The sequence below is a fragment of the Streptomyces sp. NPDC059989 genome (genome assembly GCF_042736975.1).
Classification (GTDB): Bacteria; Actinomycetota; Actinomycetes; order Streptomycetales; family Streptomycetaceae; genus Streptomyces.
The window spans coordinates 191,831-218,019 of the sequence record NZ_JBHWUO010000007.1 but is presented as its reverse complement, the minus strand read 5'-3'; the positions used below and the strand labels follow the sequence as shown (position 1 = coordinate 218,019).

Sequence of the window (26,189 nt, the reverse complement as noted above, 5' to 3'; positions counted from 1 at the left end):
ACGCCACGTTGCGCAGACTCACCGTGGTGGGAGCGGCGATATCCCTCGCCCTCCTCACCACCCCCGCGCTCGCCGCCACTGCGCCCCCGACCCCTCCCCCGGGTGCACAGCTGCAGAGCGAGCAAGCCGCCTCGCCGCCGCCCGCTCCCCTGGAGCTCCAGCGCCAGGCCCTGCGCCGCCAGGCGCTCGAAAGCGTCGCCGCCGGCGGCCCCGCCGCCCTCAAGGCGGAGGCCGACGGCACGCTCCCGCGCCAGGCCAAGGTCGGCAAGCGGTACGTCGAACTCGCCCAGGAGCGCAAGGACAAGGTCTTCGTGATCCTCGCCGAGTTCGGCGACCAGGTCGACAACACCACCGAGTTCGAGGGCAAGCCCCGCTTCGGCGGCACCCCCGGCCCCCGCCACAACACCATCGGCAAACCTGCCGCGAGCGACAACCACACCCTGTGGCGCAAGGACTTCGACCGGGCCTTCTACGAGAGGCAGTTCTTCTCGACCGACCCCGAGTCGGCGTCCATGCGGGCCTACTACCGGCTCCAGTCCTCCGGCCGTTACGACATGGACGGCACGGTCTCCGACTGGGTCAAACTCCCCTGGAACGAGGCCCGGTACGGCACCGACCACTGCTCCGAGCCCGGCCAGTGCCGCACCAACTGGGACCTGATCCGGGACGCCACCACCTCCTGGTACGACTCCGAGCGCGCGAAGGGCCGTACGCCCGAGCAGATCAAGGCGCAGCTCGCCGAGTACGACGTGTGGGACCGCTACGACGCGGACCACGACGGGAACTTCGACGAGCCGGACGGCTACCTCGACCACCTCGTCGTCGTGCACGCCGGCAAGGACCAGACCTGGGGCGGCGGGGCCCAGGGCAAGGACGCCGTCTGGGCGCACCGCTGGTTCGCGTACTGGAACCAGGCCGGCAGCGCGGGCCCCGAGGGCAACAAGGCGGGCGGCACGCCGGTCGGCGACTCCGGCATCTGGGCCGGCGACTACCTGACCGGCGGCGAGAACAGCGGGGCGGGCCTGTTCGCCCACGAGTTCGGCCACGACCTGGGGCTCCCGGACCTGTACAGCTCGGACGGGGACAACAGCGTCAACTTCTGGTCGCTGATGTCCTCGGGCTCGTACCTGGCCAAGGGCCGCAACACCACCGGCGCATGGCCCGGCGACCTCGACCCGTGGAGCAAGCTCCAGCTCGGCTGGCTGGAGTACACGGAGGCCGACGCGGGCCGCAGGACGCGCGCGGTGCTGGGGGTCTCCGGCTACAACACCGAGGATCCGCAAGCCCTGTTGGTGCACCTGCCGCCGTCGCAGACCCGGACCGAGCTGACCGACCCGTACGAGGGCGCCAGCCAGTGGTGGAGCGGCACCGGGGACTACATGGACAACACCCTCGGGCGGACGGTCGACCTCACCGGCTCGGCCGGGCCCGCCCGGCTGGACGCCAGGGTCTGGTACGACACCGAGCAGGACTTCGACTTCCTGACGGTGGAGGCCTCCACTGACGGCGGCACGACCTGGACGGCGCTGCCCGGTACGGTCGGCGGCAGCGCCATCCCGGCGAAGGGCGTGTCCGGGACGTCGGCCGGCTGGACGGAACTCGGGGTCCCTCTGGACGCGTTCGCGGGCCGGAACTTCCAGCTGCGGCTGCGCGTCACGTCCGACGGCAACACCCACGGCAAGGGCGTCACGTTCGACGACATCCGGATCACCGCGGACGGGCGTGAGCTGCTGCGCGACGGGGCGGAGCAGGGCACGAACGGCTGGAGCGCGGTCAAGTGGTCGCGTACGGAGGGCCGCACGGGCAGCGAGTCGCACCCGCGCGCCTACCTGGTGGAGAACCGGCGCTACACCGGCTACGGGGCCCAGCTCAAGACGGGCCCGTACAACTTCGGTTTCACCGGCGACCAGGTGGAGTTCTACCCGTACCAGCAGGGCGTGCTGATCTGGCTGTGGGACACGGCCTACAGCGACAACACCACCAAGGCCCACCCGGGCGGCGGCATGCTGCTGCCGGTCGACGCCCGGCCGGATCCGCTGCGGAACGCGGACGGCTCGCTGCTCAACGCCCGCGCGCAGACGTTCGACGCGCCGTTCTCGCTGCGGGCGAGCGACCGGATCGTGCTGCACAAGGCGGGCACGCCGACGGTGGTCCCGTCGCGTCCGGGGGTGTCCGTCTTCGACGACCACCGGGGCTCGTACTGGAACGCGGAGCTGCCGCAGGTGGGGGTCAAGGTGCCGGACACGGGGACCCGTATCGCGGTGGTGAAGGAGGCCGCGGGCGGCGCACTCACCACGGTCCAGGTGAGCCGGTCGCCTTGATCCCGGTGAGCCGGCGTCGGTGAGCGGACCGCCCTCCCCCCGTGTGGGGGTGGGCGGTCCGTCCTGCGGGTCACGCCCGGGTCGGGTCCGCTCGGCCCAGGGTGTACTCCGATGCGGCGTCGAGGAGCCATGCGGCGAGGTAGCCGGCGAACGAGGAGCGCACCAGGACCCAGAACCCGGGCCCGCGCCCCTCGCGCGGGACCAGCACCACCTGGGCCCGGGCCAGCGTGGTCTGGGCGCAGCGGCCCGCGCCGAAGGTGCGGGGATGCAGGTCGAGGGAGCAGCCGTGCGCGAGGAGTTCGCGGGCCCGGGCTCCGGCGACGAGCAGGGTGGAGCGCTGGGCCGAGACGTCGACGACCGCCGCGTGCCGGTCGCCGACGGCCTCGCGCAGCCGGGCTTCGAGGCGGGTGCGCGTTCCGGCCGGGCCGACGACGAGCCACTCGTCCGGGCCCAGCCACAGGGCCGCGAGGCCGCCGCCCCGCGCAACGGTGTTGGGCTCCAGCGGCAGGGGGAATCCGAGGGCGAGTGCGACGGCGTCCGCGGCCGGGCCCTTGGGATCCAGCCGCACGTTGACCTGGGCGAGGAAAGGGAGTTCGGCCAGTCGCAGCGTCCCTCCCGAGGCGCGGGTGGCGGAGGCGAGGTGTCCGGCGTACGGCGACAGCGGGCTCAGCAGGCCGCCGTCGTGTGCGGTGTCAGCCATCGCGGCGTGCCCCCTCGGGGTCGTGGAGAACGGCGGGTGCGACCGTGACCGGGACCAGCTCCCCTCGCACCGGCGCGTACAGCCTGTCGCCGATGCGGTCCCGGCCCCCCTTGACGAGGGCGAGTGCGAAGCTCCGGTCGAGTGCCGCGCTGCGGTAGCTGGAGGTGACGTGGCCGAGCATCGGCACCGGTGGCTCGGGCAGCGGGGCGGCGGCGACCAGTTGGGTGCCTTCGGGCAGCAGGGCCGCGGGGTCGTCCGGCAGCAGCCCCACGAGGTGCTTGCGATCGGGCCTGGTGGTGTCGGCCCGGGTGTGGGAGCGCTTGCCGATGAAGTCGGGCTTCTTCCGGGACACCACCCAGTCCATGCCGAGGTCCTGCGGGGTCACGGTGCCGTCGGTGTCCTGGCCGACGATCGGATAGCCCTTCTCGGCACGCAGGACGTGCATGGCCTCGGTGCCGTACGGGGTGATGCCGAGCGGGCGGCCGGCCTCGTACAGTGCCGTCCACAACGCCTGGGCCTCCCACGGCAGTACGTTGATCTCGTAGGCCAGCTCGCCGGAAAAGCTGATCCGGCAGACACGGGCCGCGATCCCCGCGACGGCCGTGTCGCGCCAGGCCATGAACGGGAATCGGGCCGCGTCCACCGCGAGCTGCGGGGCCAGCTCGCGCAGGACGTCCCGGGAGCGCGGCCCGACCAGGGCGACGGTGGCCCACTGCTCGGTGACCGAGGTGCAGTGCACGCGCAGGTCGGGCCACTCCGTCTGGAGCCACTCCTCCATCCAGTCCAGTACGGCCGCCGCGTTGCCCGTGGTCGTGGTGACGAGGAAGCGGTCGGCGGCGAGGCGGATGGCGGTGCCGTCGTCGAAGACCATCCCGTCGGCGCGGCACATGACGCCGTAGCGGATCATGCCGACCTTCAGGGTGCTGATCATGTTGGTGTAGAGCCGGTCCAGGAAGACCGCGGCATCCGGTCCCTGTACGTCGATCTTGCCGAGGGTGGAGGCGTCCATGACGGCGACGCCCTCGCGGGCGGCCCGGCATTCGCGCAGCACCGCCGCCGCCATGTCCTCGCCGGGCCGCGGGTAGTACCAAGGGCGCTTCCACTGGCCGACGTTCTCGAAGACGGCGCCGTGCGCGGCGTGCCAGTCGTGCAGCGGGGTCACGCGTACGGGGTCGTGCAGCACCCCGCGGTCGCGGCCGGCGAGCGCGGCGAAGGAGACCGGCACGTACGGTGCACGGAAGGTCGTGGTGCCCATCTCGGCGGGGTCGACGCCCAGCAGCTGCGCGGCGACCGCGCCGGCGAGCACACCCGAGGTCTTGCCCTGGTCGTTCGCCGTGCCCGCCGTGGTGTAGCGCTTGAGGTGTTCCACCGACCGGAGGCCGGCGCCCGCCGCACGGGCGAGGTCGTCGACGGTGACATCGCGCTGGAGGTCGACGAAACAGCGGGCGGTGTCGGCCCCGGGCACCACCCACAGGTGCCGGGGAGGTGTCCGGGGCCGGTCGGCCACCGACGGGAGCGGGAGGGCCTCGTGGACGGCGAAGCCCTCGGATTCCAGCGCCCGGACGCCCGCGGCCCGGCCCTCGGCCAGGCAGCGGGACAGGGCGAACTCGCCGCCCGCGGCGCCGACGACCTCCACGGCCTGACGGCAGCCGTCCGGTACGAACGTCCCCAGCGCCGCGTCGTGGCGCAGGCGCCCGCCCGCCTGGCCGAACAGGTGGAGGACCGGGTTCCAGCCGCCGGACACGAGGAGGAGGTCGGCGGCGACCTCGCGGGCGGCGGCGCCTTGTCCGAGGGGGGACACCGTCATCGAGGAGATCCGCGGTGCGCCCGCCGTGCCCGTGCCCGTCACCGCATGCCCGGCGAGCACGTCGATGCCGGCCTGGGCGGCCCGGCTCCCCCACTCCCCCGGCTCGGTCCGGGTGTCCACGACCGCCACGACGTCCACGCCGGCCGCGGCCAGGTCCAGTGCGGCCGCGTACGCGCTGTCGTTGGTGGTGAACACGACCGCGCGGCGGCCCGGGACGACTCCGAACCGGTTGACGTACGTACGGGCGGCTCCGGCGAGCATCACGCCGGGGCGGTCGTTGTCGGCGAAGGCGAGCGGGCGTTCGTGCGCGCCGGTCGCCAGGACGACCCGGCGTGCCCGGATCCGCCAGATCCGCTCGCGCGAGACGTACGCGGGGGCCTGCGCGCCGAGGTGGTGGGTGCGGCGTTCCACGGCGAGTACGTGGTTGTCGTCGTAGTAGCCGAAGACGGTGGTGCGGGCCAGCACACGGACCTCGGGCGCCGCGCCGAGCTCCGCGGCCGCCCCGGCCGCCCATCCCGGCAACTCGCCGGTGCCGAGCAGGCTGCCGCCGGGCTCGGGCTGGTCGTCGGCGAGGATCACTCGCGCCCCGCTGCGGGCGGCGGCCGTGGCGGCGGCGAGACCCGCCGGGCCCGCGCCGACGACCAGCAGGTCGCAATGGGCATGTACGGCGTCGTACCGTGCGGGGTCCGGTGCGGTGGAGAGCCGTCCCTGCCCGGGCAGGCTGCTGGCGACGAGCCCGTCGTACAGCTCGACGGTCGTCGCGGCGAGCATCGGTTCGGGGAACGGCGCCTCGATCTGGACGACCGCGTTCGGCTCATCGACTCCGGCGGTGAAGATCCCGCGCGGCCGGCCGAGCCGGATGCTGGTACCGGCCTGGTGGACGCCGCAGGCCAGCAGGGCGGAGGCGAGCGTGTCGCCCCGGTGGCCCTGGTACTCCACGCCGTCGAAGCGGAAGGAGAGCACCTGGTCCCGTTGGACGCGGCCGTGGTGCGGCAGGCGGAAGGGCTGCGCGGTCATGCGGTCACCGGCCTCGGCTCGCCGGTCCGGTAGACGGCGAGGATCTCGTTGGTCGCCGTGTCGCGGACGGCGTTGAACCAGCGGCGGCAGCCGTCCGCGTGGCTCCACCGCTCGGCGAAGGGCCCCTTGGGGTTGTCGCGGAAGAAGAGGTACCGGCCCCATTCCTCGTCGCTCAGGGCCGCGGCGTCCGCGGGGTAGGGCACGTGTGCCTGGCCGCCGTAGTGGAATTCGGCCTCGTCGCGGGGCCCGCACCAGGGACAGGGGATGAGCAGCATCGTCGGGGCTCCTCAGTGGGCCACCGCGGCCGCGCCGTGCTCGTCGACGAGCGCGCCGGTGGTGAAGCGTTCGAGCGTGAAGGGGGCGTTGAGCGGGTGGGGGGCGTCGTGGGCGATCGTGTGCGCGAAGGCCCAGCCGACGCCGGGGGTGGCCTTGAAGCCGCCGGTGCCCCAGCCGCAGTTGAGGTAGAGGTGCTCCACGGGGGTGAGTCCGGTGATCGGTGACGCGTCGGGGCTGACGTCGACGATCCCGCCCCAGGTGCGCAGGACGTGCGCGCGGGCGAAGACCGGGAAGAGTTCGAGGGCGGCCGCCATCTGGCGTTCGATGATGTGGAACGCGCCGCGCTGCGTGTACGCGTTGTAGGCGTCGATGCCGGCGCCCATGACCAGTTCGCCCTTGTGGGCCTGGCTGACGTACACGTGCACCGCGTTGGACATCACCACGGTGGGGTGGACCGGCTCCAGCAGTTCGGAGACCAGGGCTTGCAGGGGGTGGCTCTGCAGGGGCACCTCGAAGCCGGCCATCGCGGCCAGTACGGAGGAGTGGCCGGCCGCGCAGAGGGCGACGCGGCCGGCGGCGATCGGGCCGAGGGAGGTCTGCACGCCGGTCACCCGGCCGTCCTGCACGTCGATGCCGGTGACCTCGCAGTTCTGGATGAGGTCGATGCCCGCGGCGTCGGCCGCGCGGGCGAGGCCCCAGGCGACGTGGTCGTGTTTGGCGATGCCCGCCCGCGGCTGGTAGGTGCCGCCCATGACCGGGTAGCGCACGTCCGGTGAGGTGTCGACGATCGGGCAGACCTCCTTGACCTGCGCGGGGTCGAGCCACTCGGCGTCGATGCCGTTCAGCCGGTTGGCCTCGACGCGGCGCACGCCGTCCCGGACGTCCTGGAGGGTGTGGGCCAGGTTCAGCACGCCGCGCTGGGAGAACAGGAGGGGGTAGTCGAGCTCCTCCTCCAGCCCTTCCCACAGTTTGAGCGCGTGCTCGTAGATCCCGGCGCTCTCGTCCCAGAGGTAGTTGGAGCGGATGATGGTGGTGTTGCGGGCCATGTTGCCGCCGGCGAGCCAGCTGCGTTCGAGGACGGCGACGTCGGTGATGCCGTGGTTCTTGGCCAGGTAGTGGGCGGTGGCCAGGCCGTGGCCGCCACCGCCGACGATGACCACGTCGTAGCTGCGCCGGGGCTCGGGCGTGCGCCACAGCCATGCCGGGTGCTCGGGCAGGTCGGCGCCCGGGGGCCGGGGGCTCATCGGGCGTCTCCCGACAGGCCGCGCAGCCGCCGCATCGCCGGGTCGAAGAGCGGCTCCTCGGCCACGACCGCCGCGATGCGCCGGTCGAAATAGCCGATGTCCAGGGCGCGGCCGGGCGTGGAGAGCTCCACGGGCAGCCAGGCGTAGGCGATGCCCTTGCCGATCGTGTACCCGTACGCGGCGCTCGTGACGTAGCCGACCGGCCGGTCCCCCTCGTACACGGGCTCCTTGCCCATGACGACGGCGCTCGGATCGTCGATGGTCAGGCAGGTGAGGCGGCGCCGAACGTCGGCGGCGCGCCTCTCCAGGGCGGCGCGGCCGATGAAATCGCCCTTCTCCCTCTTCACGGCGAAGCCGACGCCGGCTTCGTACGGATCGTGTTCGTACGTCATGTCGGTGCCGAAGGCGCGGTAGCCCTTCTCCAGGCGCAGGCTGTTGAAGGCGCCCCGGCCCGCCGCGATGCCGCCGTACGGCTGCGCGGCCTCCCAGAGGGTGTCCCACAGCTTGAGCCCCAGATCGGCGCTCGTGTACAGCTCCCAGCCGAGCTCGCCGACGTAGCTGAGGCGCAGGGCGGTGACGGGGACGGCCCCGATGTGGGCGCTCCGGGCCCGGAAGTAGCGCAGGCCCTCGTTGGAGAAGTCGGCGTCGGCCAGCGGCTGGAGCACCTCGCGTGCCTTGGGCCCCCACAGGCCGATGCAGCAGGTGCCCGCGGTGATGTCCCGTACGGCGACGGAGCCGTCCTCGGGGAGGTGCCGGGTGAACCAGTCGAGGTCGAGGTTGCCGTTGGCTCCGACCTGGAAGCGGTGCCGGGCGAGCCGGGCCACGGTGATGTCGCTGCGGATGGTGCCGTTTTCGTCGAGCATCAGGGTGTACGTCACCGAGCCGACGGACTTGTCCATGTCGGAGGTGGTCAGGCGCTGGAGGAAGGCCGCGGCTCCGGGTCCTTCGACCGCGAGCCGTTTCAGGGCCGTCATGTCGTACAGGGCGACGCTCTCACGGGTGGCCAGCGCCTCGGCGCCGACGATCGGCGACCACATCCGTGCGGCCCAGTCGTTGGGGGTCGGGATGTCCCAGCGGTCCAGGAGCGGCTCGTTCGCGGCGTACCACTGGGGCCGTTCCCACCCGGAGGCCTCCAGGAAGAAGGCGCCGAGTTCGCGCTGGCGGACGTGGAAGGGGCTGGTGCGCAGGGGCCGCGGAGCACCGGGCGGCTGGAGCGGGTGGAGGATGTCGTAGACCTCGACGAAGTTCCGGCAGGAGCGGGCGCGTACGTACGCGGGGGCGAGCTGGTGCGGCTCGAAGCGGTTGATCTCGCATTCGTGCAGGTCGAAGGAGGAGCAGTGGCCGTCGACGAGCCATTCGGCCATGGCGCGGCCGACGCCGGCGGAGTGGGTGACCCACACGGCCTCGGCGACCCAGAATCCCTTCACCTCGGGTGATTCGCCGAGCAGGGGCATCCCGTCGGTGGTGAAGGAGAACAGGCCGTTGATGCCTTCCTCGATCTTGGTGTCGCGGGTCGCGCGCAGCAGGGACCGGGTCTCGGTCCAGGCGTCGGCGAAGTCGTCCGCCGTGAAGCGCAGGACGGAGGGCATCTGCCCGGCGGAGTCCGGCGGGGCGATGTCGTCGGCGGAGACCGGCATGGGGCGGTGACCGTAGGAGCCGATGCCGAGCCGCTCGAAGTGGTCGCGGTAGTACAGGTCGGCGTCCTGGTGGCGCAGGATGGGGCGGACCGCTTCCGCTGTCTGTCCGGCGAGCGCGGGGACGGGCCCGGTCCATGCCAGCTGGTGGGCGAGGGGGGTCAGCGGCAGGCTCATGCCGACCATGCGGGCGACCTTGGGGCCCCAGATCCCGGCGCAGCACACGACGACGTCGGCGGGGATCTCCCCCCGGTCGGTGACCACGGAGGTGACGCGGTCACCGCCGGTGGTCCCGTCGGCCCGGGTGCGGATGTCCAGGACCTCGTGGCGGTCCAGTACGCGGACGCCCCGTGCCCGGGCGGCGCGGATCTGCGCCTCCACGGCGAGGACCGCCTTGGCCAGGCCGTCGGTGGGGACCAGCAGTCCGCCGAGTACGCGTTCACGGTTCACCAGGGGGTGCAGTGCCACGCATTCGTCGGGTCCGACGAGCCGCGCCTCGACGCCCCAGGAGGTGAGCCAGCCATGGCGGCGCGCCAGCTCGGTGAGGCGCTCCGGTGTGGTGGCCAGTTCGAGCCCCCCGACCTGGAGGAAGCACGGCTGTCCGTCGACATCGAGGGCGGCGAGCTTCTCGACGGTGTAGCGGGCGAGTTCGGTCATGGTCTTCGACGGATTCGCCTGGAACACCAGGCCCGGGGCGTGGGACGAGGATCCACCGGTGGCGGGGAGCGGTCCCTGGTCGACGATGGTGATCTCGGTCCAGCCGCGGCAGGACAGTTCGTCCGCCAGTGCCGCGCCCACGACACCCGCTCCGATGATGACCACGCGCGGTCCCGCCATCGCCGCCCCTCCGGTTCGCAAGAAGTAGAGTTGCCGTCAGCGCAACGTGGTGCAGGTTGCGCAACTCACACTGCCGGTCGCCCCGGGTGGTGTCAAGAGGCCCGAATTCCCCCAACACCCGTGCGGGGAAAGGCGGAAACAGCCGTGCCCGGCGGGCTGTCGAGACAGCCCGCCGGGCACGTGGGGGTGCTGGGGGACGCGGCCGGCTCAGCCCTTCTTCCCGAGCCAGGCGTCGACCTTCGCGCGGTTGCCCTCCACCCACTTCTTCGCTGCGTCCTCCGGCGACATCTTGTCCTGCGCGATGTACTTCGCCACGAGGTTCTGGTCCTCGTTCGACCAGCTGAAGTTCTTCACGAGCTGGTAGGCGGGACTGCCGGAATCGGCGAACTTCTTGCTGACGATCTTGTCCAGCGCGTACAGGGGGTAGTCGCAGGCGACCTTCTCCGGGTCGTCGTCGCAGCCGGCCTTGTACTCCGGCAGCTGGACCTTCACGAGCTTCAACTCCGAGAAGAGCCACTGCGGTTCGTAGAAGTAGCCGATCACGGGAGTCTTCTTGGCCTCGGCCTGGCGGAACGCCTGGATGAGCGCGGCCTCACTCCCCGAGTACACCACCTTGTAGTCGAGGTTCAGGTTCTTCACCAGGGCGCCGTCGTTGGTGACGAACGACGGATCCCCGTCCAGCAGCTGACCCTTGTCGCCGGACTCGGAGGTCCTGAGCTGCTCCGCGTACTTGTTCAGGTTCTGCCACTGGGTGATGTCCGGGTACTTCTGCGCCATCCACGGCGGGACGTACCAGCCGATGACCCCCTTGTTGCCCGTCTCACCGGCGGCGACGGCCGTCTGCTGCTGCTCGATGTACTTCTTCTTCAGATCCGGGTGGCCCCAGTTCTCGACGATCGCGTCGACCTCGCCCGTGCCGAATCCCTGCCAGGCGACCTCCTCCTTGAGGTCCTTCTTGGTCACCTCGCAGCCGAGGTCCTTCTTCGCGACGTACGCGATGACCGCCGCATTGGCCTCGTACCCGACCCACGGGTTGACGGCGAGGTTGAAGGAGCCGCACTTCCCGGCGCCGCCCCCTGTGCCCGAGGGTCCGGCACCCGCCTCCCCGACCTTCGCGCCGTCGCATCCGCTGAGCGCGAGGGCGAGCGCCGACAGGCCGGCCAGAGCCGCCAGCCGGGCGGGCCGCCGCAGCGGCACCGGTCCTGTGTTGAGGTTTCCTGCCATGTGTCGTGCCCCTTCTCCTGCCTCAGTGCCCGCTGGGGGCTCGTGCGGCCCGGTGCGCCGCCGCCTGGGTGATCCGGTCGAACATGACACCGAGCAGCACGATGGCCAGGCCCGCCGCCAGTCCCTTGCCGTACAACTGCCCCTGGGAGAATCCCGCCACGACGTCGTAGCCGAGGGCGCCCGCCCCCACCAGCCCGCCGACGACGACCATCGACAGGACGTAGACCAGCCCCTGGTTCGCCGCGAGGGCGAGGGCCCCGCGCGCCATCGGGAGCTGCACCTTCGTGATGACCTGCCAGGCGCTGGAGCCGGCCGATACCGCCGCCTCCACCGTGGTCCGCGGTACCCCTCGCACCCCGTCCGCGATGATCTTGATCGTCACCGGGGCCGCGTAGACGATCGCCGCCACGATCGCCGTGAACCGGCTCGCACCGAACAGCGCCAGGAACGGCACGAGATAGACGAAGGCCGGCATGGTCTGGCCCGCGTCGAGCACGGGGCGGATCAGCCGGTCCGCCAGGGCGCTGCGCCCCATCCACACGCCCACCACGACGCCGAGGGCCATCACGATGACCGTCGCCACCATGCTGGAGGCCAGCGTCGTCATACTGTCCCGCCACAGGCCCGTACCGACGATCAGTGCCACGCACACCCCCGCGGTCGCCGCAGCCCGCAAGCCGCCCAGCAGCGCGGCGAAGGCCACGACCACCACGCCGACCAGCCACCACGGGGAACCGGTCAGCAGCGCCTCGAAGGGGTTGAGCAGCAGCGTGGTGACCACCTCGCGCAGACCGTTCGTCACACCGGTGAGGCTGCCCTGCGCCCAGGCGGTGGCAGAGTCCGCCGAGCGGGCGATCGCGCTGCCCACGCCGGTGTCTCCGGGGAACTGCGCCGCCCATACGTAGGTGTGGGAGAGCCATACACACACGGCGGTAACGACGCCGCCCGCGAGGAGCAGGGGACGGCGCCACCGCGCCGAGCGGCCGACCCGTCGGCCGCGCTCCCCCCTCCCCCGGCCTTCGGCCGGGGGGACCCCCATCTTGCTTCGCTCGCTCGCCGCGGTGGTCACCCGGTCGAGCAAGATGGCCATCACGACGATGGCGAGACCGGCGTTGAAGGCCACGCCCACGTCGAGTGTCTCCAACGCCTTGACGACCGTCTTGCCCAGCCCGGGCGCGTCGATCAGCGCGGCGATGGTGACCATGGACAGCGCGGCCATGATGGTCTGGTTCACCCCCAGCACGATGGTCCGCTTCGACATCGGCAGCAGCACGGTGGTGAGCGCTTGGCGCCGGGTCGCACCGAGCGACTCGGCCGCCTCGACCGTGACGGCGGGCACCGAGCGGATCGCATGGGCGGTGATGCGTACGGCGGGCGGCATCGCGAAGATCAGTGTGGCGATCGTGGCGGACGCCGGACCGATGAGGAAGAACAGCGTCAGCGGGGCCAGATAGACGAACGTCGGCATCGTCTGCATGAAATCGAGCACCGGGGTCGCCAGGCGGTGCACCCGGTCGGACAGCCCGGCCCAGACACCGAGCGGGATGCCGATGAGCAGCGCGACGAGGACGGCCGCCACGGTCAGGGCGAGCGTGTCCATGCTCTCCCGCCACAGGCCCTGCAGACCGAAGAGGACGAATCCGGCGACGGCCAGAGCGGCCACCCGTACGTTCGCCAGCGCCCACGAGGCGTAGCCGGCGAGGGCGACGACGCCCAGCCAGCCGACCACGGGGACCGGACGGCCGAAGGAGGGCTGCGAGAGCAGCGCCTGGAGGAACCCCACCAGGTTGTCGATGACCAGCCGGATCTCGTTGAAGCCGTAGAGGAAGACCGGATTGCTGTTGCGGCCGGCTCCGACGGCGTCGTTGATCTCGTTGAACTCCCGGTGGAGCGGGGTCAGTTCGGCCGTACCCAGGGGCAGCGTGTGGCTGCCGCGCAGGACCAGCCACAGAGCGGCCCACCCGACGAGGACGGCAGCCGCGACCAGGACGCGGCCTCCCCGTGCAGGCGCCCGCCGCGCCGGCGCCTGCGCCACTGCGACGGCCACTAGGCACCGCCCTGCGGGCCGGCGACGACCGCGAGGATCTCCTCGTCGCCGACGACGCCCAGCAGCCGCCCGTTCTCGACGACCTTCGCCGGCTTGTCCGCCGCGAGCACGGCGCGCACCGCTTCGCGGACGACGGTGTCCGCGGCGAACTCCGGACCGTCGAGCGGGTCGTCCGGGCGGGCGGGGCGCATGATCCACCGCAGGGTGAGCACCTGCGAGCGCGGCACGTCCGCGACGAAGTCCCTGACGTAGTCGTCGGCGGGCGCGCCGACCAGCTCGTCGCCGGTGCCGCACTGGACCGTCCGGCCGTCGCGCATGATGAGGATGCGGTCGCCGAGCTTCAGCGCCTCGGACAGGTCGTGGGTGACGAACACCATCGTCTTGCCGACCTCGCGGTGCAGCCGGACCACCTCGTTCTGCATGTCCCGGCGGATCAGCGGGTCGAGCGCGGAGAACGGCTCGTCGAAGAAGAGGACGTCCGGGTCGCCGGCGAGGGCGCGGGCGAGCCCGACCCGCTGCTGCATGCCGCCGGAGAGCTCGTCGGGGTAGGAGTGCTCGTACCCGGCGAGGCCGACCAGTTCGACGACCTCCCCGGCGCGCCGGGCGCGCTCGGCCCTGCCCATGCCGCGGATCTCCAGGCCGTAGGCGACGTTGTCCAGGACCCGGCGGTGCGGCAGCAGCCCGAAGTGCTGGAAGACGTTGCCGAACTTGCGCCGCCGCAGCTCGCGCAGCCTCCTGGGATCCGCGCCCCGGATGTCCTCGCCCTCGAAGAGCACTTCGCCCGCCGTCGGCTCGATCAGCCGGGTCAGACATCGCACCAGGGTCGACTTCCCGGATCCGGACAGGCCCATGACCACGAAGACCTCGCCGGGCGACACGTCGAAGCCGACGTCCCGCACGGCGGCGGTGCAACCGGTGCGCTCCATGAGTTCCCGGCGCGACAGTGCGCACAGCTCGGGCGCATCAGGCACCCGCGCGGCCTTGGGTCCGAACACCTTCCACAGTCCGCGGACGGAGATCACGGGGGTCCCGTCCTCCGGCGCCCCCCGCTGCGACGGCAGTTGAGTCTTCGTTGCGGTCACTGTCGACCTCTCTTCGGATGGCCCGGCCGTACTCGTCGTCGGCGGCGGCACCGGGTCAGCCGCGGAACCAGTGCTGCGCCCGGGGTCGGATGTTCTGCCAGATGTGCTTGGGTTCGCGGTACTCGTCCAGGCCGGTGGGGCCGAGCTCGCGGCCGACGCCCGAATGCCCGAAGCCGCCCCACTCCGCCTGGGGGACGTACGGGTGGTAGTCGTTGATCCAGACCGTGCCGTGCCGCAGCCGCCGGGCCACCCGCTGCGCCTTGCCCGCGTCCTGCGTCCACACCGCCCCGGCGAGTCCGTACTCCGTGTCGTTGGCGATCCGTACGGCTTCGTCCTCGCCCGAGAACCGCTCGACGGTGAGCACCGGTCCGAAGGATTCCTCACGTACGACGCTCATGTCCTGGCGGCATCCGTCGAGCACGGTCGGCAGGTAGTAGGAGCCTGCGGCGAGCGCGGGGTCGTCGGGGCGGCCGCCGCCGCAGCGCAGTACGGCGCCCTGCGCAAGGCCCGCAGCCACGTACTCCTCGACCTTGGCCCGGTGCCCGGCGGAGATCAGCGGGCCGGTTTCGGCGTCGGGGTCGAAGGGGCCGCCGAGCCGGATGGCGCGGGCGCGGCGCACCACCTCGTCGACGAAGGCGTCGTGCAGCGGGTCCTCGACGATCAGGCGGGCACCGGCCGAGCAGACCTGCCCGGAGTGCAGGAAGACCGCGGTGAGGGCGAAGTCCACGGCCGCTTCGACATCGGCGTCGGCGAAGACCACGTTGGGGTTCTTGCCGCCCAGTTCCAGCGCGACCTTCTTCACGGTGGCCGCGGCCGCCGCCATCACCCGCTTGCCCGTCTCCAGGCCGCCGGTGAACGAGACCATGTCCACGCCGGCGTGCTCCGCCAGCGGCGCGCCCGTCTCCGCCCCCGCTCCGAGCACGAGGTTGGCCACCCCGGCGGGCAGTCCGGCCTCCTCCAGCGCGCGCATCAGCAGGATGGAGGTCGACGGGGTCAGCTCGCTGGGCTTGAGGACCAGGGTGTTGCCGGCGACGAGTGCGGGCGCGACCTTCCACGCCGCTTGGAGCAGCGGATAGTTCCACGGTGTGATGAGCCCGCACACCCCGACCGGCTCGTAGACGACCCGGCTGATGGCGTCTTCGCGGCCGGTGTCGACCACCCGGCCGGCGCTGGTACCGGCGATCCCGGCGAAGTACCGGAAGCAGGCCACGACATCGGCGATGTCGTAGGCGCTCTCCACCAGGCGCTTGCCCGTGTCCAGGGATTCCGCGCGGGCGAATTCCTTGGCGTCGCGCTCCATCACGTCGGCGGTGCGCAGCAGCAGCGCCCCGCGCTCCCGCTCGGGCGTGCGCGGCCACGGGCCCTCGTCGAAGGCGCGGCGCGCCGCGGCGATCGCCGCTTCGGTGTCGGCCCGCGTCCCCTCGGAGACGGTCCGGACCGGGTTGCCGTCGGCAGGGCAGATGATCTCCCGACGGCCGCCCGCCACCGCTTCGCGCCATGTGCCACCGACGTACAGATCTGCCACGCGCGGAGCCCTTCTTAGGGGTAACACCGGTCTGTGCGTTGCGTATTGCGCATCGTATTGCTCGGAATGGAACGACACGATCGCCCACGGGGTCCCGTACGTCAAGAGGGCCGGAGGCCCTCGCCGCGGAGGCGGTGGTGCCGGTAGAACTCGGCCTTGGACGGCGGCAGCGGCTCGTTGCCCAGGATGAGATCGGCGGCCTTCTCGGCCACCATCATGACGGGAGCGTAGATGTTGCCGTTGGTCACGTAGGGCATGACCGATGCGTCCACGACGCGCAGGCCCTCCAGACCGTGCACGCGCAGGCTCGCCGGGTCGGTGACCGCCATCGCGTCGGTGCCCATCTTGCAGGTGCAGGACGGGTGCAGGGCGGTCTCGCCTTCCCTGGCCACCCATTCGAGGATCTGCTCGTCGGTCTCGACGGCCGGTCCGGGCGAGATCTCGCCGTCGTTGTACGCGGCCAGTGCGGGCCGGCCGAGGATGTCTCGGGCGGTGCGGACCGCCTCGACCCACTCGCGGCGGTCCTGCTCGGTGGAGAGGTAGTTGAACCGCAGGGCCGGGTGCTCCCGGGGGTCCTTGCTCTTGATCTTCACCGAGCCGGCGGAGTCCGAGTACATGGGGCCGACATGGACCTGGTAGCCGTGCCCGCCGGCCGGCGCGGAGCCGTCGTAGCGGACGGCGATCGGCAGGAAGTGGAACATCAGGTTGGGGTACGCGACCTCCTCGTTGCTCCGCACGAACCCGCCGGCCTCGAAGTGGTTGGTGGCACCCGGGCCCCTGCGCAGCAGCCACTGGAGGCCGATCCAGGGGCGGTGGCGCCACTTGAGGTAGGGCTGCATCGAGACCGGCTGCTTGCAGGCGTACTGGACGTACACCTCCAGGTGGTCCTGGAGGTTCTCCCCCACGCCGGGCAGATCGTGGACGACGTCGACACCGAGGGCCCGCAGCTCGTCGGCGTTGCCGACGCCCGACAGCTGGAGCAGCTGCGGGGAGTTGATCGCGCCGCCGCACAGGATCACCTCGCGGGCCCGCACCTGCCGGGGCGCGCCGCGGCCGCGGCGGTATTCGACGCCGACGGCGCGCTTGCCCTCGAAGAGGATCCGGGTGACGAAGCACCTGGTCCGCACGTCGAGGTTGGGTCGCTTCATGGCCGGGTGCAGGTAGGCCCGGGCGGCGGAGAGCCGCCGCCCGCGGTGGATGGTGCGGTCGAAGGCCGCGAAGCCCTCCTGCCGGTAGCCGTTGACGTCGTCGGTCAGCGGGTGGCCCGCTTCCCCGACGGCTTCCATGAAGGCCGGGAAGAGGGGGCTCGACGCCGGGCCGCGCTCCAGGACGAGGGGCCCCGAGCGGCCGCGGAACTCGTCCTCGGGATCCGCGGCCAGACAGTTCTCCATCCGGTTGAAGTACGGGAGGCAGTGGGCGTAGTCCCAGGTCTCCATGCCGGGGTCGGCGCCCCAGCGCTCGTAGTCCAGCGGATTGCCGCGCTGGAAGATCATTCCGTTGATGCTGCTGGACCCGCCCAGCACCTTGCCGCGGGCGTGGTAGATGCGCCGCCCGTTCATGTGGGGCTCGGGCTCGGACTCGTACTTCCAGTCGTAGAAGCGGCTGCCGATGGGGAACGTCAGCGCCGCGGGCATGTGGATGAAGACGTCCCACGGGTAGTCGGGCCGGCCGGCCTCCAGGACCAGGACGCGGTTGCCGGGGTCCGCGGAGAGCCGGTTGGCCAGGGCGCTGCCGGCCGAGCCGCCGCCGACGATGACGAAGTCGTAACTCTGGGGCACCATCGCTGTGTTGTCCCTCCCCCGTCGTCTCCGGCCGGGGGCTGCCCCCGGCCGTCGATACGCGGCGCATGCTAGTACGGGTGCCGTGATGCGCACCAGGTTGCGTTCCTCGCAACTTCAGGCGCGTTCGGCCTCCCGGCCGGTTGTTGGTGACGGCGCGTATAGTTTCGTCATGAGCAACTACGAGGCAGCCACCGAAACGGCAGGGGCCCCGGCGGGCGGGGTGCAGTCCGTCGACCGCGCCGTCACCGTGCTGGAGATCCTCGCGCAGCGGGGCGAGGCGGGCGTCAGCGAAGTGGCGGCGGAGATCGACGTCCACAAGTCGACGGCGTTCCGGCTGCTCGGCGCGCTGGAGGCGCGCGGTCTCGTCGAACAGGCCACCGAGCGGGGCAAGTACCGCCTCGGCTTCGGAATCGTGCGCCTGGCCGGCGCGGTCACGGGGCGCATCGACATCACCCAGGAGGGCCGCCCCGTCTGCGAGCGGCTCGCCGAGGAGCTCGGCGAGACCGTCAACATCGCCATCCTGGAGGAGCGGTACGCGATCAACCTCTGCCAGGTGCGCGGTCCGGGCGCGGTGACGGCGCACAACTGGGTCGGGCAGCTCACCCCCTTGCACGCCACGTCCAGCGGCAAGGTGCTCCTCGCCCATCTTCCGGCGAAGCAACGCGTGCAGCTGCTGGCCGAGGCCGGCCTGAAGAAGTACACGCCGAGCACCCTGACCGCCAGGACGAAGCTCGAGAAGAACCTCGCCGAAGCGCTGGAGCGCGGATACGCCATGACGTTCGAGGAGTACGAGATCGGCCTCCACGCCATGGCCGCCCCGATCCGCGACCGGGACGGTGTGGTCATGGCCGCGATCAGCGCATCGGGGCCGGGTTACCGCTTCACCGAGGAGCGCATGCGGGAACTGGCCCCGCTGCTGGTGACGGGCGCGCAGGAGATCAGCCACCGCATGGGCCACCTGGGCTGAGCCGCCACCAGGGGATCCCCGCTCCCCGAGACGGCGCACGGCTACCGGGGCTGCCCCGGCCCGGTGCCCAGCCGGGCCCGCACCCAGTCGTGGAACGCCCCGATGTGGTGCTCACTGGGGACCAGTACACCGCCCTTGGCGTACATGCGGGAGCTCATGGCGGGCTGGCAGCGCTCGCAGGCGTCGAAGTCCTGGCGGTTGACCCGGTCGAAGAGCTCGACGGAGCGGCTGATGTCCTTGCCGCTCTCCACCACGTCCTTGAGGTACAGCCAGTCGCACACGACGACCGTGCGGTCGGCCGCGGCCGGGTACATCCGGTGGAGGATGACGTGGTCCGGCACCAGGTTGATGAAGACCTGCGGCCGCACGGTGATCGCGTAGTACTTGCGGTCCTGGTCCGGTGAGACCGTGGGGATGCGGTCGAGCCCCTCGGAGCCGTCGACGGTGAACCCCTGGATGCCCTCGCCGAACGCGGCGCCGTGTCCGACGTAGTACTGCGCCGCGTAGCCGTCCGCGAACCCCGGGAGCACCTCGGTGAGTTCGGGGTGGATCGTGGCGCAGTGGTAGCACTCCATGAAGTTCTCGATGATGAGCTTCCAGTTCGCCCTGACGTCGTAGACGATGCGCCGTCCGACCTCCAGGTCGGCGACGGCGTACCGCTCGACCGCGGCCGCGTCGCCGAGCCGCAGCGCGGCCGCGCCCATGACCTCCTCCTCGAAGGAGGGCGGGTCGTCCGCGAGGCAGACCCAGATGTAGCCGAGCCACTCGCGTACGGGCACGTGCGCCAGCCCGTACTCGGTCCGGCCGACGTCCGGCATGCTGGTGAGGTTCGGTGCGGCGAGCAGCTTGCCGTCGAGGTCGTACGTCCAGGCGTGGTACGGGCATTGGAACGCCCGCTTGACCGCCCCGGCCTCCTCCGTGCACAGCTTCGCGCCCCGGTGCCGGCACACGTTGAAGAAGGCGCGGATCGCGCGGTCGCGGGAGCGGGTCACCAGGATGCTCTCGCGGCCGACGTCCACGGTCCGGAAGGCGCCCGGCTCGGCCAGCTCGGACGAGCGTCCCACGCAGAACCACATCGTCTCGAAGATGCGCTCCTGCTCCAGCCGGAAGATCTCGGGGGCGGTGTAGTGGTCACCGGGGAGAGTGGCGATCAGGCTCTCCGGCAGGCCGGTCGTTGTCACGTGCACTCCTCGCGGAAGGTCGTGGTCCGGGACTCTCGCGCTGGTGGATCAACCGGCCGTGCGGGGGCGCAGGTTCGGCGCCGCGTCCGACAGCACGACGTAGACCATGCCGTCCTCGACGTGGACCTGGTGGGTCCGGACCGGGCGCTTGGCCGGCGGAGAGTCGACGCTGCCCGTGCGCAGGTCGAACCTCGAGGCGTGCAGGGGGCATTCGACCTCGCACCCCTCCAGCCAGCCGTCGGACAGCGAAGCGTCCTGGTGGGTGCACGTGTCGTCGATGGCGTAGACCTCGCCATCCTCGGTATGGAACACCGCGATCGGGGGATCGAACTCGAGCCGGCAGGCCTCGCCTCGCGGGATGTCGGCGAGTCGGCACGCGGGAATCATCATGACACTCCGGTGCGTATAGCGAAACGAATTGCGGTGAACGCAACGTCAGTTTGAGGGCGGCCCACTACCTTGTCAAGGAAGGAATCACGACACCGGGAGGGCCTCATCACCGGCCTCAAGCGAGGTGTGGTCCGCGTTCACCGCGCACGCGCGATCCGCACCGCATTCCCCGGCAGGACGTCGATCCGGACCCCCGCGTCCGGGTCGGTGAAGGTCTCGCCAGGCGCGTACGCCACATGGTCGTTCATGACACGGACGGGCCCTTCGCCGGTCTGCACGGCCGAGTCGACCTTGTAGACGAGGACGCCCTGGCCCTGGCGGGACTCTGCGACGTAGGCCGTGGTCTCGCCGGTCCGCACTACGGCGATCTTCGTGCCGCCGGGGCGTTCCACCGGGGTCAGCGCCACCGTGCGGCGTCCCGCTCCCGCGAGGCAGGCGACCTGGCGGTCGCGGATCCAGCCGAGCTTCCAGGAGTGCCAGCCGAGGAACTGCGGGGCGTGTCCGGCGATGTTGCCCATGACGTCCCAGCCTCCGACGTAACGGTGGGTCGCACCGGTGAAGGCGTACAGGTCCGGCAGGCCGAAGGTGTGGCCGGTCTCGTGGGCGGCGACCTTGAAGCCCCAGCGCCACATGTCCTGGCCGAAGGTCACGGCCCACTTCAGCCGGGTGCCGTCGGCGGTCACGCCCGGGGTGGCGGGGTCGTGGATGTAGGTCGGGGAGAAGGAGATGGCCGTCGCGGCCCTGGTGGGGACGACGTAGACCATGTCGTAGCGGGAGAAGTCCGCTTGGGGGTCGGCGGCCGCGATCGCGTCCCGTACGTACTTCTCGTGGGCCTCGAAGGTCAGGCCGCGTGCGAACCCGTACGAGTCGGAGGTCGCCGGCATGCGGATCCAGCGGTGCAGCACGGTCACGTCGAGGTGGATCCGGCCGTATGCGGCCGTCTCCAACCAGTCTGCGGCGGGTGCGAGTTGGGCCGCGTAGGGCTGCGTGGAGTCGGTGGCCGGCGCGTCGGGGAAGTCCACGAAGAGCGTCAGCACGCGGCGAGTGCCGGTGGACGGCTGGAAGAGGGTGCGGTCGGTGTCGTGACCCTCGTCGGTCCATCCGGTCCTGCCGGGGAACGCACAGTCGGAGGCCGGGGCACGGCCCTCGGCCGCGGCGGCCGTGGCCGGGGACGCCAGGCAGGAGACGACGGCGGCGGCGGCCGCGGCGACGGCGAGGCGCGGGCGGTGGGGCGGGGTGGGCATGGGGACTCCCGTCGTCAGTCGAGTGAAGGGCTACGCGGTCAGTCGGGTGGTGCGGGGCTACGCGCGGCCTGCGGCCAGGTCCATCAGGCGGGACAGGACGCGGCCGCCGGAGGCGGTGACGCCGTCGTGCTCCCACTCGTTGGTGACCCACACGCGCGTCGCGCCGATCTCGCGCGCCGTGCGCAGGGAGAGGCCCGCGTCCACGTACATGTCGTCGTGGTAGACGGCCGCCGCGAGGGGGACTTCGTTGGCGGCGAGGCGGTGGGGGTCGTAGAGCGGGGGCCAGTCGGTGCGGTGGGCCAGGAGGTCGGCGGCCTCCGCGAAGGGGCGCAGGGACGCGATCTCCCGGAACATCCAGGGGTAGATCATCTCTCCGGTGGGCAGCAGGGGGTCGGCGTCCTCCGCGAACTCGGGGAATTCCGCCAGGGCGCGGGAGGCGGCCCAGCCGGTCGGCCCCGCGCCCTGGCCGCCGTACAGGGTCTCCTGCATCACGGCGAACAGCGGGTTGTCGGTGAAACCGGTCAGGGCCATCACCTGGTGGCGGAAGGTGTCGGTCAACTCTCCGTCCGGGCCCAGGGCTTCGTCCAGCAACCAGTGGAACCGCTCGAAGCCGTCGCCCATGCCGAGGACCAGACCCAGGGTGCGCGCGCGGCGCGAGGTGAGGCGGTCCCCGTCGGGCAGGGTGACGACGCCGGCCGCGAGGAGGTCGGCGATCTTGCGGAGGCGGGGGGCGTCGTCCGGGTAGCGGGCGTAGAAGTCGAGGACGCGCTCGCGGACGCGCGGGTAGGTACGGGCGTACACCTCGTCGGCGGTGGCGGTGAGACCCGGCAGCCCGCCGGTCACGTAGCACGCGCGCAGGCCCTCGGGGGCTCGGGAGAGGTAGGTGAGGGTGATGAAGCCGCCGTAGCTCTGCCCCAGCGTCTCCCAGGGAGTGTCCTCGCCGCACAGTCTGCGGCGGATCAGCTCGGCGTCGGCCACGATCGCGTCGGCGCGGAAGTGGGCGAGGTGGGCGGCGAGTCGGTCCGGTGAGGCGAAGCGGGCGGCGGAGCGCGCGGTGACCGGGGTGGAGCGGCCAGTGCCGCGCTGGTCGAGGAGGAGCACGCGGTGGGTCTTCAGCGCGTGGAGCAGCCAGCCGGGCGAACCGGCCGAAGGGCGAGGGGATTTGCCGCCCGGGCCGCCCTGCAGGTAGAGCAGCCAGGGCAGTTGTTCGCCGCTGCGGGACGGATCGGCGACCTCGCGAGCGAAGACCTCGATGGACGGACCGCCTGTGGCCCGGTGGTCGAGGGGGACGCTGAAGACGTGGTCGACGGTGGCGTAGGCGGGGTTCATGAATCCCTTTCCCGGCTGGAGGGGACGGCCGTAGGGCGAGGGTCGGCGGGTGCCGGATCAGCATGGTCCGGCACCCCTGCGCCGGGGAGCTCCCGCATGGCCATAACGCCATGTTGGGGCGAGCCGACCACTGCCCGGGATCTTGTCAGTGCAATGTCACATAACTATGGTGCGGACACCGCTCCGGGAAGGACCCCTCATGGACCCACGCACCCGCACCGCCTTCGCCGCCGCGCTGGCGGCGACCCTCGCCTTGGGCATCGCCGGCTGTTCCGGCCACAAGAAGGCCGACGGCGACGGCGACCGCAGCAACCCCGCAACCGCGAACACGGGCAGGGTGATAGGCGGTACGCCTCAGAAGGGCGGCACCCTGACCGTCCTGTCCAACCAGGACTTCAGCCACCTCGACCCGGCCCGCAACTGGGTCATCGGCGACATGGACTTCGCCACCCGCCTGCTCTACCGCACCCTCGTGACGTACAAGGCCGAGCCCGGCACAGCAGGCGGCGTACTGTCCCCCGATCTCGCCGAGGACCTCGGCACCCCGTCCAACGGAGCCCGGACCTGGACCTTCAGACTCAAGGAGGGCCTGAAGTACGAGGACGGATCGCCCATCACCGCCCAGGACGTCAAGTACAACGTGGAGCGTTCCTTCTCCCCCGACCTGCCCGGCGGCCCCGACTACGCGGCCCGCTACCTCGCCGGCGCCGAGGGCTACCGCGGCCCGGCCGAGGGCAGGCAGCTCGATTCCGTCAAGACGCCCGACGACCGCACGATCGTCTTCGAACTGCGCAAGCCCTTCGCGGAGTTCCCTTACGCGACGGTGCTGCCCACCTTCGCCCCGGTCCCCAAGTCCCAGGAGAAGGGCCCCCAGTACGACAGCCGCCCCTTCTCCTCGGGCCCGTACAAGATCGAGACGTACGACCGCGACAAGCTGCTCGTCCTGGTCCGCAACCCCCACTGGGACCCGGCCACGGACCCCGTGCGCAAGGCCTACCCCGACAAGGTGGTCGTGACGATGGGCCTGCGGGCCAATCAGATCGACGACCGGCTGATCGCCAGTGCCGGCGCCGACGCCTCCGCCGTCGCCTGGGGCAAGCTGCGCCCCGAGAGCACCCCCAAGGTCCTCACCAAGGCCGAGGTCAAGGCACGGCTGCTGGCCGAATCCTCCAACTGCACGGACATGGTGCAGATGCACACCGGCCGACCGCCCTTCGACGACATCAGGCTGCGCCGGGCCGTCCAGTACGCACTCGACCGCGAGGCCGTCCTGACCGCCGCCGGCGGCCCCGCACTGGGCGACGTGGCCACGGCCCTCATGCCCGCCCCGCTCTTCGGCGGCAAGCAGCCCGACACCCTCGGGATTCCCGCTACCGGCGACGTGGGCAAGGCGAAGGAGTTCCTCCGGGAGGCCGGAAAGCCGGACGGCTTCGCAACGACCATCACGGTCCCGACCGGCGACAAGGGGATCGCGGAGGCGGTACAGCAGTCCCTCGGCCGCGCAGGGATCAAGGTCACCATCGAGACCGTCGACCCGTCCGCCTTCTACGACACCATCGGGGACACCAAGAGCCGCACCGACCTCGTCTACACCGGCTGGTGCCCGGACTACCCCTCGGGCTCGACCTTCCTGCCCTTCGTCTTCGACGGCCGCTCCATCAAGGAGAAGGGGAACTCCGGCAACCACTCGCTCTTCCGCGACGCGGCGACCATGGAGAGCATGGACCGGATCGCCGCCATGACCGACGTCCAGCAGGCGAACGCCGCCTGGCAGGAGCTGGACGGCCAGATCCTCGCCAAGGCCCCGACGGTCCCGGCCGTCATCGAGCGCATGCCGCTGCTCCTCGGCACGAACATCGCGGGCGCCTTCGGTCACATGTCGTTCGGCGGGCAGATCGACTACGCGACGATCGGCCTGAAGAACCCGGCGAGCAGCGGCAACGGCAGCTGACGATGGATCTGGAGGTACGGCATCTACGGGTGGTGTGCGCGATCGCCGAGGCGGGCAGTCTCACCCGTGCCGCCTCGGCGCTGGGCCTGACCCAACCGGGGCTCAGCGCCCAACTGCGCCGCATCGAGACCCTGCTGGGCGGGACCCTGTTCGACCGTCGGCAGACGGGCACGGTCCCCACTCCCTTCGGCGAACTGGTCCTGGGCCGGGCCCGCGCGATCCTCCCGGGCATCGACGGGCTCCTGGCCGACACCGGCCGGGCCACCCGCCGGCTGCGTGCCGCCGACCAGATCCGCATCGGCTCGGTCGGCGCGCCACTCCTCGGCCACCTGGTCCTGGCGGTCAAGTCCGTGCTTCCCGCGGCCGAGGTGACGACGCGCTGCGAGTACGCCCCGGTCCCCCTGCTCGACGACCTCGTGGCGGGCCGGCTGGAAGCGGCGGTACTCGGCGACCACCCGGACCAGGAGCTGCCGTCGCGTGAGGGCATCGCACTCCACCCCGTGGCCACCGAGCCGGTCTTCGCACTCCTCCCGGACGCCCACCCTCTCGCCCTCCGGGACGAGGTTTCACTGTCCGACCTCCTGGACGAGGACTGGGCCGTCCCCCGTCCCGACAGCGACCGGACCCCCGAGTACTGGTCCTCCGTCTGCGCCCTGACCGGCCGCCGCCCGTACACCCCGTACGAGGCCGACGGCCGCCAGCTGATCGAGCTCGTCCGCGCCGGCCTGGCCGTCAGCCTCTGCCAGGCCAACTTCATCGAAGCCCCGGGCACCACGGTCCGCCCCCTGACCGGCAACCCCCTGTGGTACCGCCACGTCCTGGCCTGGCGCCACGACACCCCCCTCGATGCCCATGCTCCCGAGGTCCTCCGCCGTGTCACCGACGGCTACCTGACCACGAGCGCGCTCAGCCCGGTGTACACCCGCTGGCGCGCGGGAAGGGGGCAGGGTTAGCACTCGGCGTGGTGGCGTCGGCGGGACGAAGCCGGGCCGCGGGTGATCGCTCCGTTGGAACGGAAGAACGGCGGAGCGGCAGATAGGCGGCGGCCCGGGCACCGGAGGCAGCAGCAGGGTGAGCCATCTGCGGGCGGCGGTGCACCACGGCAACGGTATCGGCCGCTGCCTCGCCGCGAGGCGGCAGCGCAGGGCCCCGGGATTGCCGGCGGTGGGTCGGAGGTCCTCAACAGTCGCGTCGGGACTCACCCCCCCCTCTTCGGATCCGCTCCTAGGATCGTCGCGACGCCCGCCGGATGCGCCGCAGCCGTTCTTGGTTGCGCGGAGCAGTATTGATGCCGAGCTGGGCCCGCCGCGAGCGCGGGATGTTCCTCCGCGAGCTCTTCTGGTTCTCGCCGTAGACGTTCCGGCGGTCCTTCAGATAGCTCAGCCGCTTCTTCTCCTGAGGTGACCTCTGCCGCATACCCGCCATGTTCTCGGACCCAGAGCGGTCCCCGCACCACCTTTCCGGCCAGGGAATGCCCACACGCGGCGATGGCGTTGCCGCGGGGGATCCTCCGCCAAACGAACGGCCCCGGCGCGAACGGTGGCGCCCGAACGCGGGTCGGGCCAGGTTCGGCTACGGCTGAACGTCGGTGACGGTCGTTCGTCGGGGTTCCTTCCACTCACCCGCACACGC

At 71.7% G+C, this 26,189-nt stretch carries 17 protein-coding genes and 1 pseudogene; 4 read left to right on the top strand and 14 right to left on the bottom strand.

The window, feature by feature from the left end; translation table 11 throughout:
- The first annotated feature begins 8 nt into the window (after positions 1-8).
- The gene (locus ACFWBN_RS09290; protein ID WP_385172999.1) at positions 9-2,321 is read left to right on the top strand and encodes an immune inhibitor A domain-containing protein; all 2,313 of its coding nucleotides are present in this window, start codon (positions 9-11) and stop codon (positions 2,319-2,321) included.
- 70 nt (positions 2,322-2,391) lie between these two features.
- Here the strand turns inward: ACFWBN_RS09290 and ACFWBN_RS09285 are convergent, their stop codons facing one another.
- The 9 genes and pseudogenes from ACFWBN_RS09285 to betA all read right to left on the bottom strand — a co-directional run bounded on the left by ACFWBN_RS09285 (position 2,392) and on the right by betA (position 17,495).
- A complete protein-coding gene (locus tag ACFWBN_RS09285; protein WP_385172995.1) occupies positions 2,392-3,021 on the bottom strand; it encodes a sarcosine oxidase subunit gamma in 630 nt (209 codons plus the stop codon).
- Positions 3,014-6,120, bottom strand: a pseudogene (locus ACFWBN_RS09280) (sarcosine oxidase subunit delta family protein). The gene ACFWBN_RS09285 and the pseudogene ACFWBN_RS09280 overlap by 8 nt, the downstream one beginning before the upstream one ends.
- A 12-nt stretch (positions 6,121-6,132) precedes the next feature.
- Positions 6,133-7,365 (bottom strand): sarcosine oxidase subunit beta family protein, encoded by a 1,233-nt coding sequence (locus ACFWBN_RS09275; RefSeq protein ID WP_385172992.1) that lies wholly within the window; start codon positions 7,363-7,365, stop codon positions 6,133-6,135.
- Positions 7,362-9,836, bottom strand: coding sequence for an FAD-dependent oxidoreductase (locus tag ACFWBN_RS09270; protein WP_385172989.1), 2,475 nt, complete (start codon positions 9,834-9,836; stop codon positions 7,362-7,364). Before ACFWBN_RS09270 ends, ACFWBN_RS09275 begins: the two co-directional genes overlap by 4 nt.
- Before the next feature lie 207 nt (positions 9,837-10,043).
- The gene (locus ACFWBN_RS09265) at positions 10,044-11,060 is read right to left on the bottom strand and encodes an ABC transporter substrate-binding protein (RefSeq protein ID WP_385172986.1); all 1,017 of its coding nucleotides are present in this window, start codon (positions 11,058-11,060) and stop codon (positions 10,044-10,046) included.
- A gap of 22 nt (positions 11,061-11,082) precedes the next feature.
- Positions 11,083-13,107, bottom strand: a complete 2,025-nt coding sequence (locus ACFWBN_RS09260; RefSeq protein ID WP_385172983.1) for an ABC transporter permease — start codon at positions 13,105-13,107, stop codon at positions 11,083-11,085.
- Entirely contained in the window at positions 13,107-14,168 is a 1,062-nt protein-coding gene (locus ACFWBN_RS09255; protein WP_385173102.1) for a glycine betaine/L-proline ABC transporter ATP-binding protein, read from the bottom strand. The genes ACFWBN_RS09260 and ACFWBN_RS09255 overlap by 1 nt, the downstream gene beginning before the upstream one ends.
- A 76-nt stretch (positions 14,169-14,244) precedes the next feature.
- Positions 14,245-15,714, bottom strand: a complete 1,470-nt coding sequence (locus tag ACFWBN_RS09250) for an aldehyde dehydrogenase family protein (RefSeq protein WP_385172980.1) — start codon at positions 15,712-15,714, stop codon at positions 14,245-14,247.
- 101 nt (positions 15,715-15,815) lie between these two features.
- Positions 15,816-17,495 (bottom strand): choline dehydrogenase, encoded by a 1,680-nt coding sequence (gene betA / locus ACFWBN_RS09245; RefSeq protein ID WP_385172977.1) that lies wholly within the window; start codon positions 17,493-17,495, stop codon positions 15,816-15,818.
- 169 nt (positions 17,496-17,664) lie between these two features.
- Between betA and ACFWBN_RS09240 the strand changes: the two genes are divergently transcribed.
- Positions 17,665-18,462 (top strand): IclR family transcriptional regulator, encoded by a 798-nt coding sequence (locus ACFWBN_RS09240; RefSeq protein WP_385172973.1) that lies wholly within the window; start codon positions 17,665-17,667, stop codon positions 18,460-18,462.
- A 41-nt stretch (positions 18,463-18,503) separates the two neighbouring features.
- Here ACFWBN_RS09240 and ACFWBN_RS09235 read toward each other — a convergent pair whose 3' ends face one another.
- The 4 genes from ACFWBN_RS09235 to ACFWBN_RS09220 all read right to left on the bottom strand — a co-directional run bounded on the left by ACFWBN_RS09235 (position 18,504) and on the right by ACFWBN_RS09220 (position 22,606).
- Positions 18,504-19,643, bottom strand: a complete 1,140-nt coding sequence (locus tag ACFWBN_RS09235) for an aromatic ring-hydroxylating dioxygenase subunit alpha (RefSeq protein WP_385172970.1) — start codon at positions 19,641-19,643, stop codon at positions 18,504-18,506.
- Between the two features lie 48 nt (positions 19,644-19,691).
- Complete coding sequence (locus tag ACFWBN_RS09230) at positions 19,692-20,033, bottom strand: bifunctional 3-phenylpropionate/cinnamic acid dioxygenase ferredoxin subunit (protein WP_385172967.1); 342 nt, start codon at positions 20,031-20,033, stop codon at positions 19,692-19,694.
- Between the two features lie 137 nt (positions 20,034-20,170).
- Complete coding sequence (locus ACFWBN_RS09225; protein WP_385172964.1) at positions 20,171-21,277, bottom strand: M6 family metalloprotease domain-containing protein; 1,107 nt, start codon at positions 21,275-21,277, stop codon at positions 20,171-20,173.
- A 57-nt stretch (positions 21,278-21,334) separates the two neighbouring features.
- Positions 21,335-22,606 carry an alpha/beta fold hydrolase gene (locus tag ACFWBN_RS09220; protein ID WP_385172961.1) on the bottom strand — a complete coding sequence of 424 codons (1,272 nt, stop codon included), beginning with the start codon at positions 22,604-22,606 and terminating at the stop codon, positions 21,335-21,337.
- 199 nt (positions 22,607-22,805) lie between these two features.
- On the opposite strand from ACFWBN_RS09220, the gene ACFWBN_RS09215 reads away from it, so the two are divergent.
- Positions 22,806-24,557 carry an ABC transporter substrate-binding protein gene (locus ACFWBN_RS09215; RefSeq protein WP_385172959.1) on the top strand — a complete coding sequence of 584 codons (1,752 nt, stop codon included), beginning with the start codon at positions 22,806-22,808 and terminating at the stop codon, positions 24,555-24,557.
- A gap of 2 nt (positions 24,558-24,559) precedes the next feature.
- Positions 24,560-25,510 (top strand): LysR family transcriptional regulator, encoded by a 951-nt coding sequence (locus ACFWBN_RS09210; RefSeq protein ID WP_385172956.1) that lies wholly within the window; start codon positions 24,560-24,562, stop codon positions 25,508-25,510.
- A 271-nt stretch (positions 25,511-25,781) separates the two neighbouring features.
- On the opposite strand, the gene ACFWBN_RS09205 is transcribed toward ACFWBN_RS09210, so the two are convergent.
- A complete protein-coding gene (locus tag ACFWBN_RS09205) occupies positions 25,782-25,973 on the bottom strand; it encodes a hypothetical protein (protein ID WP_385172954.1) in 192 nt (63 codons plus the stop codon).
- Positions 25,974-26,189 lie beyond the last annotated feature (216 nt).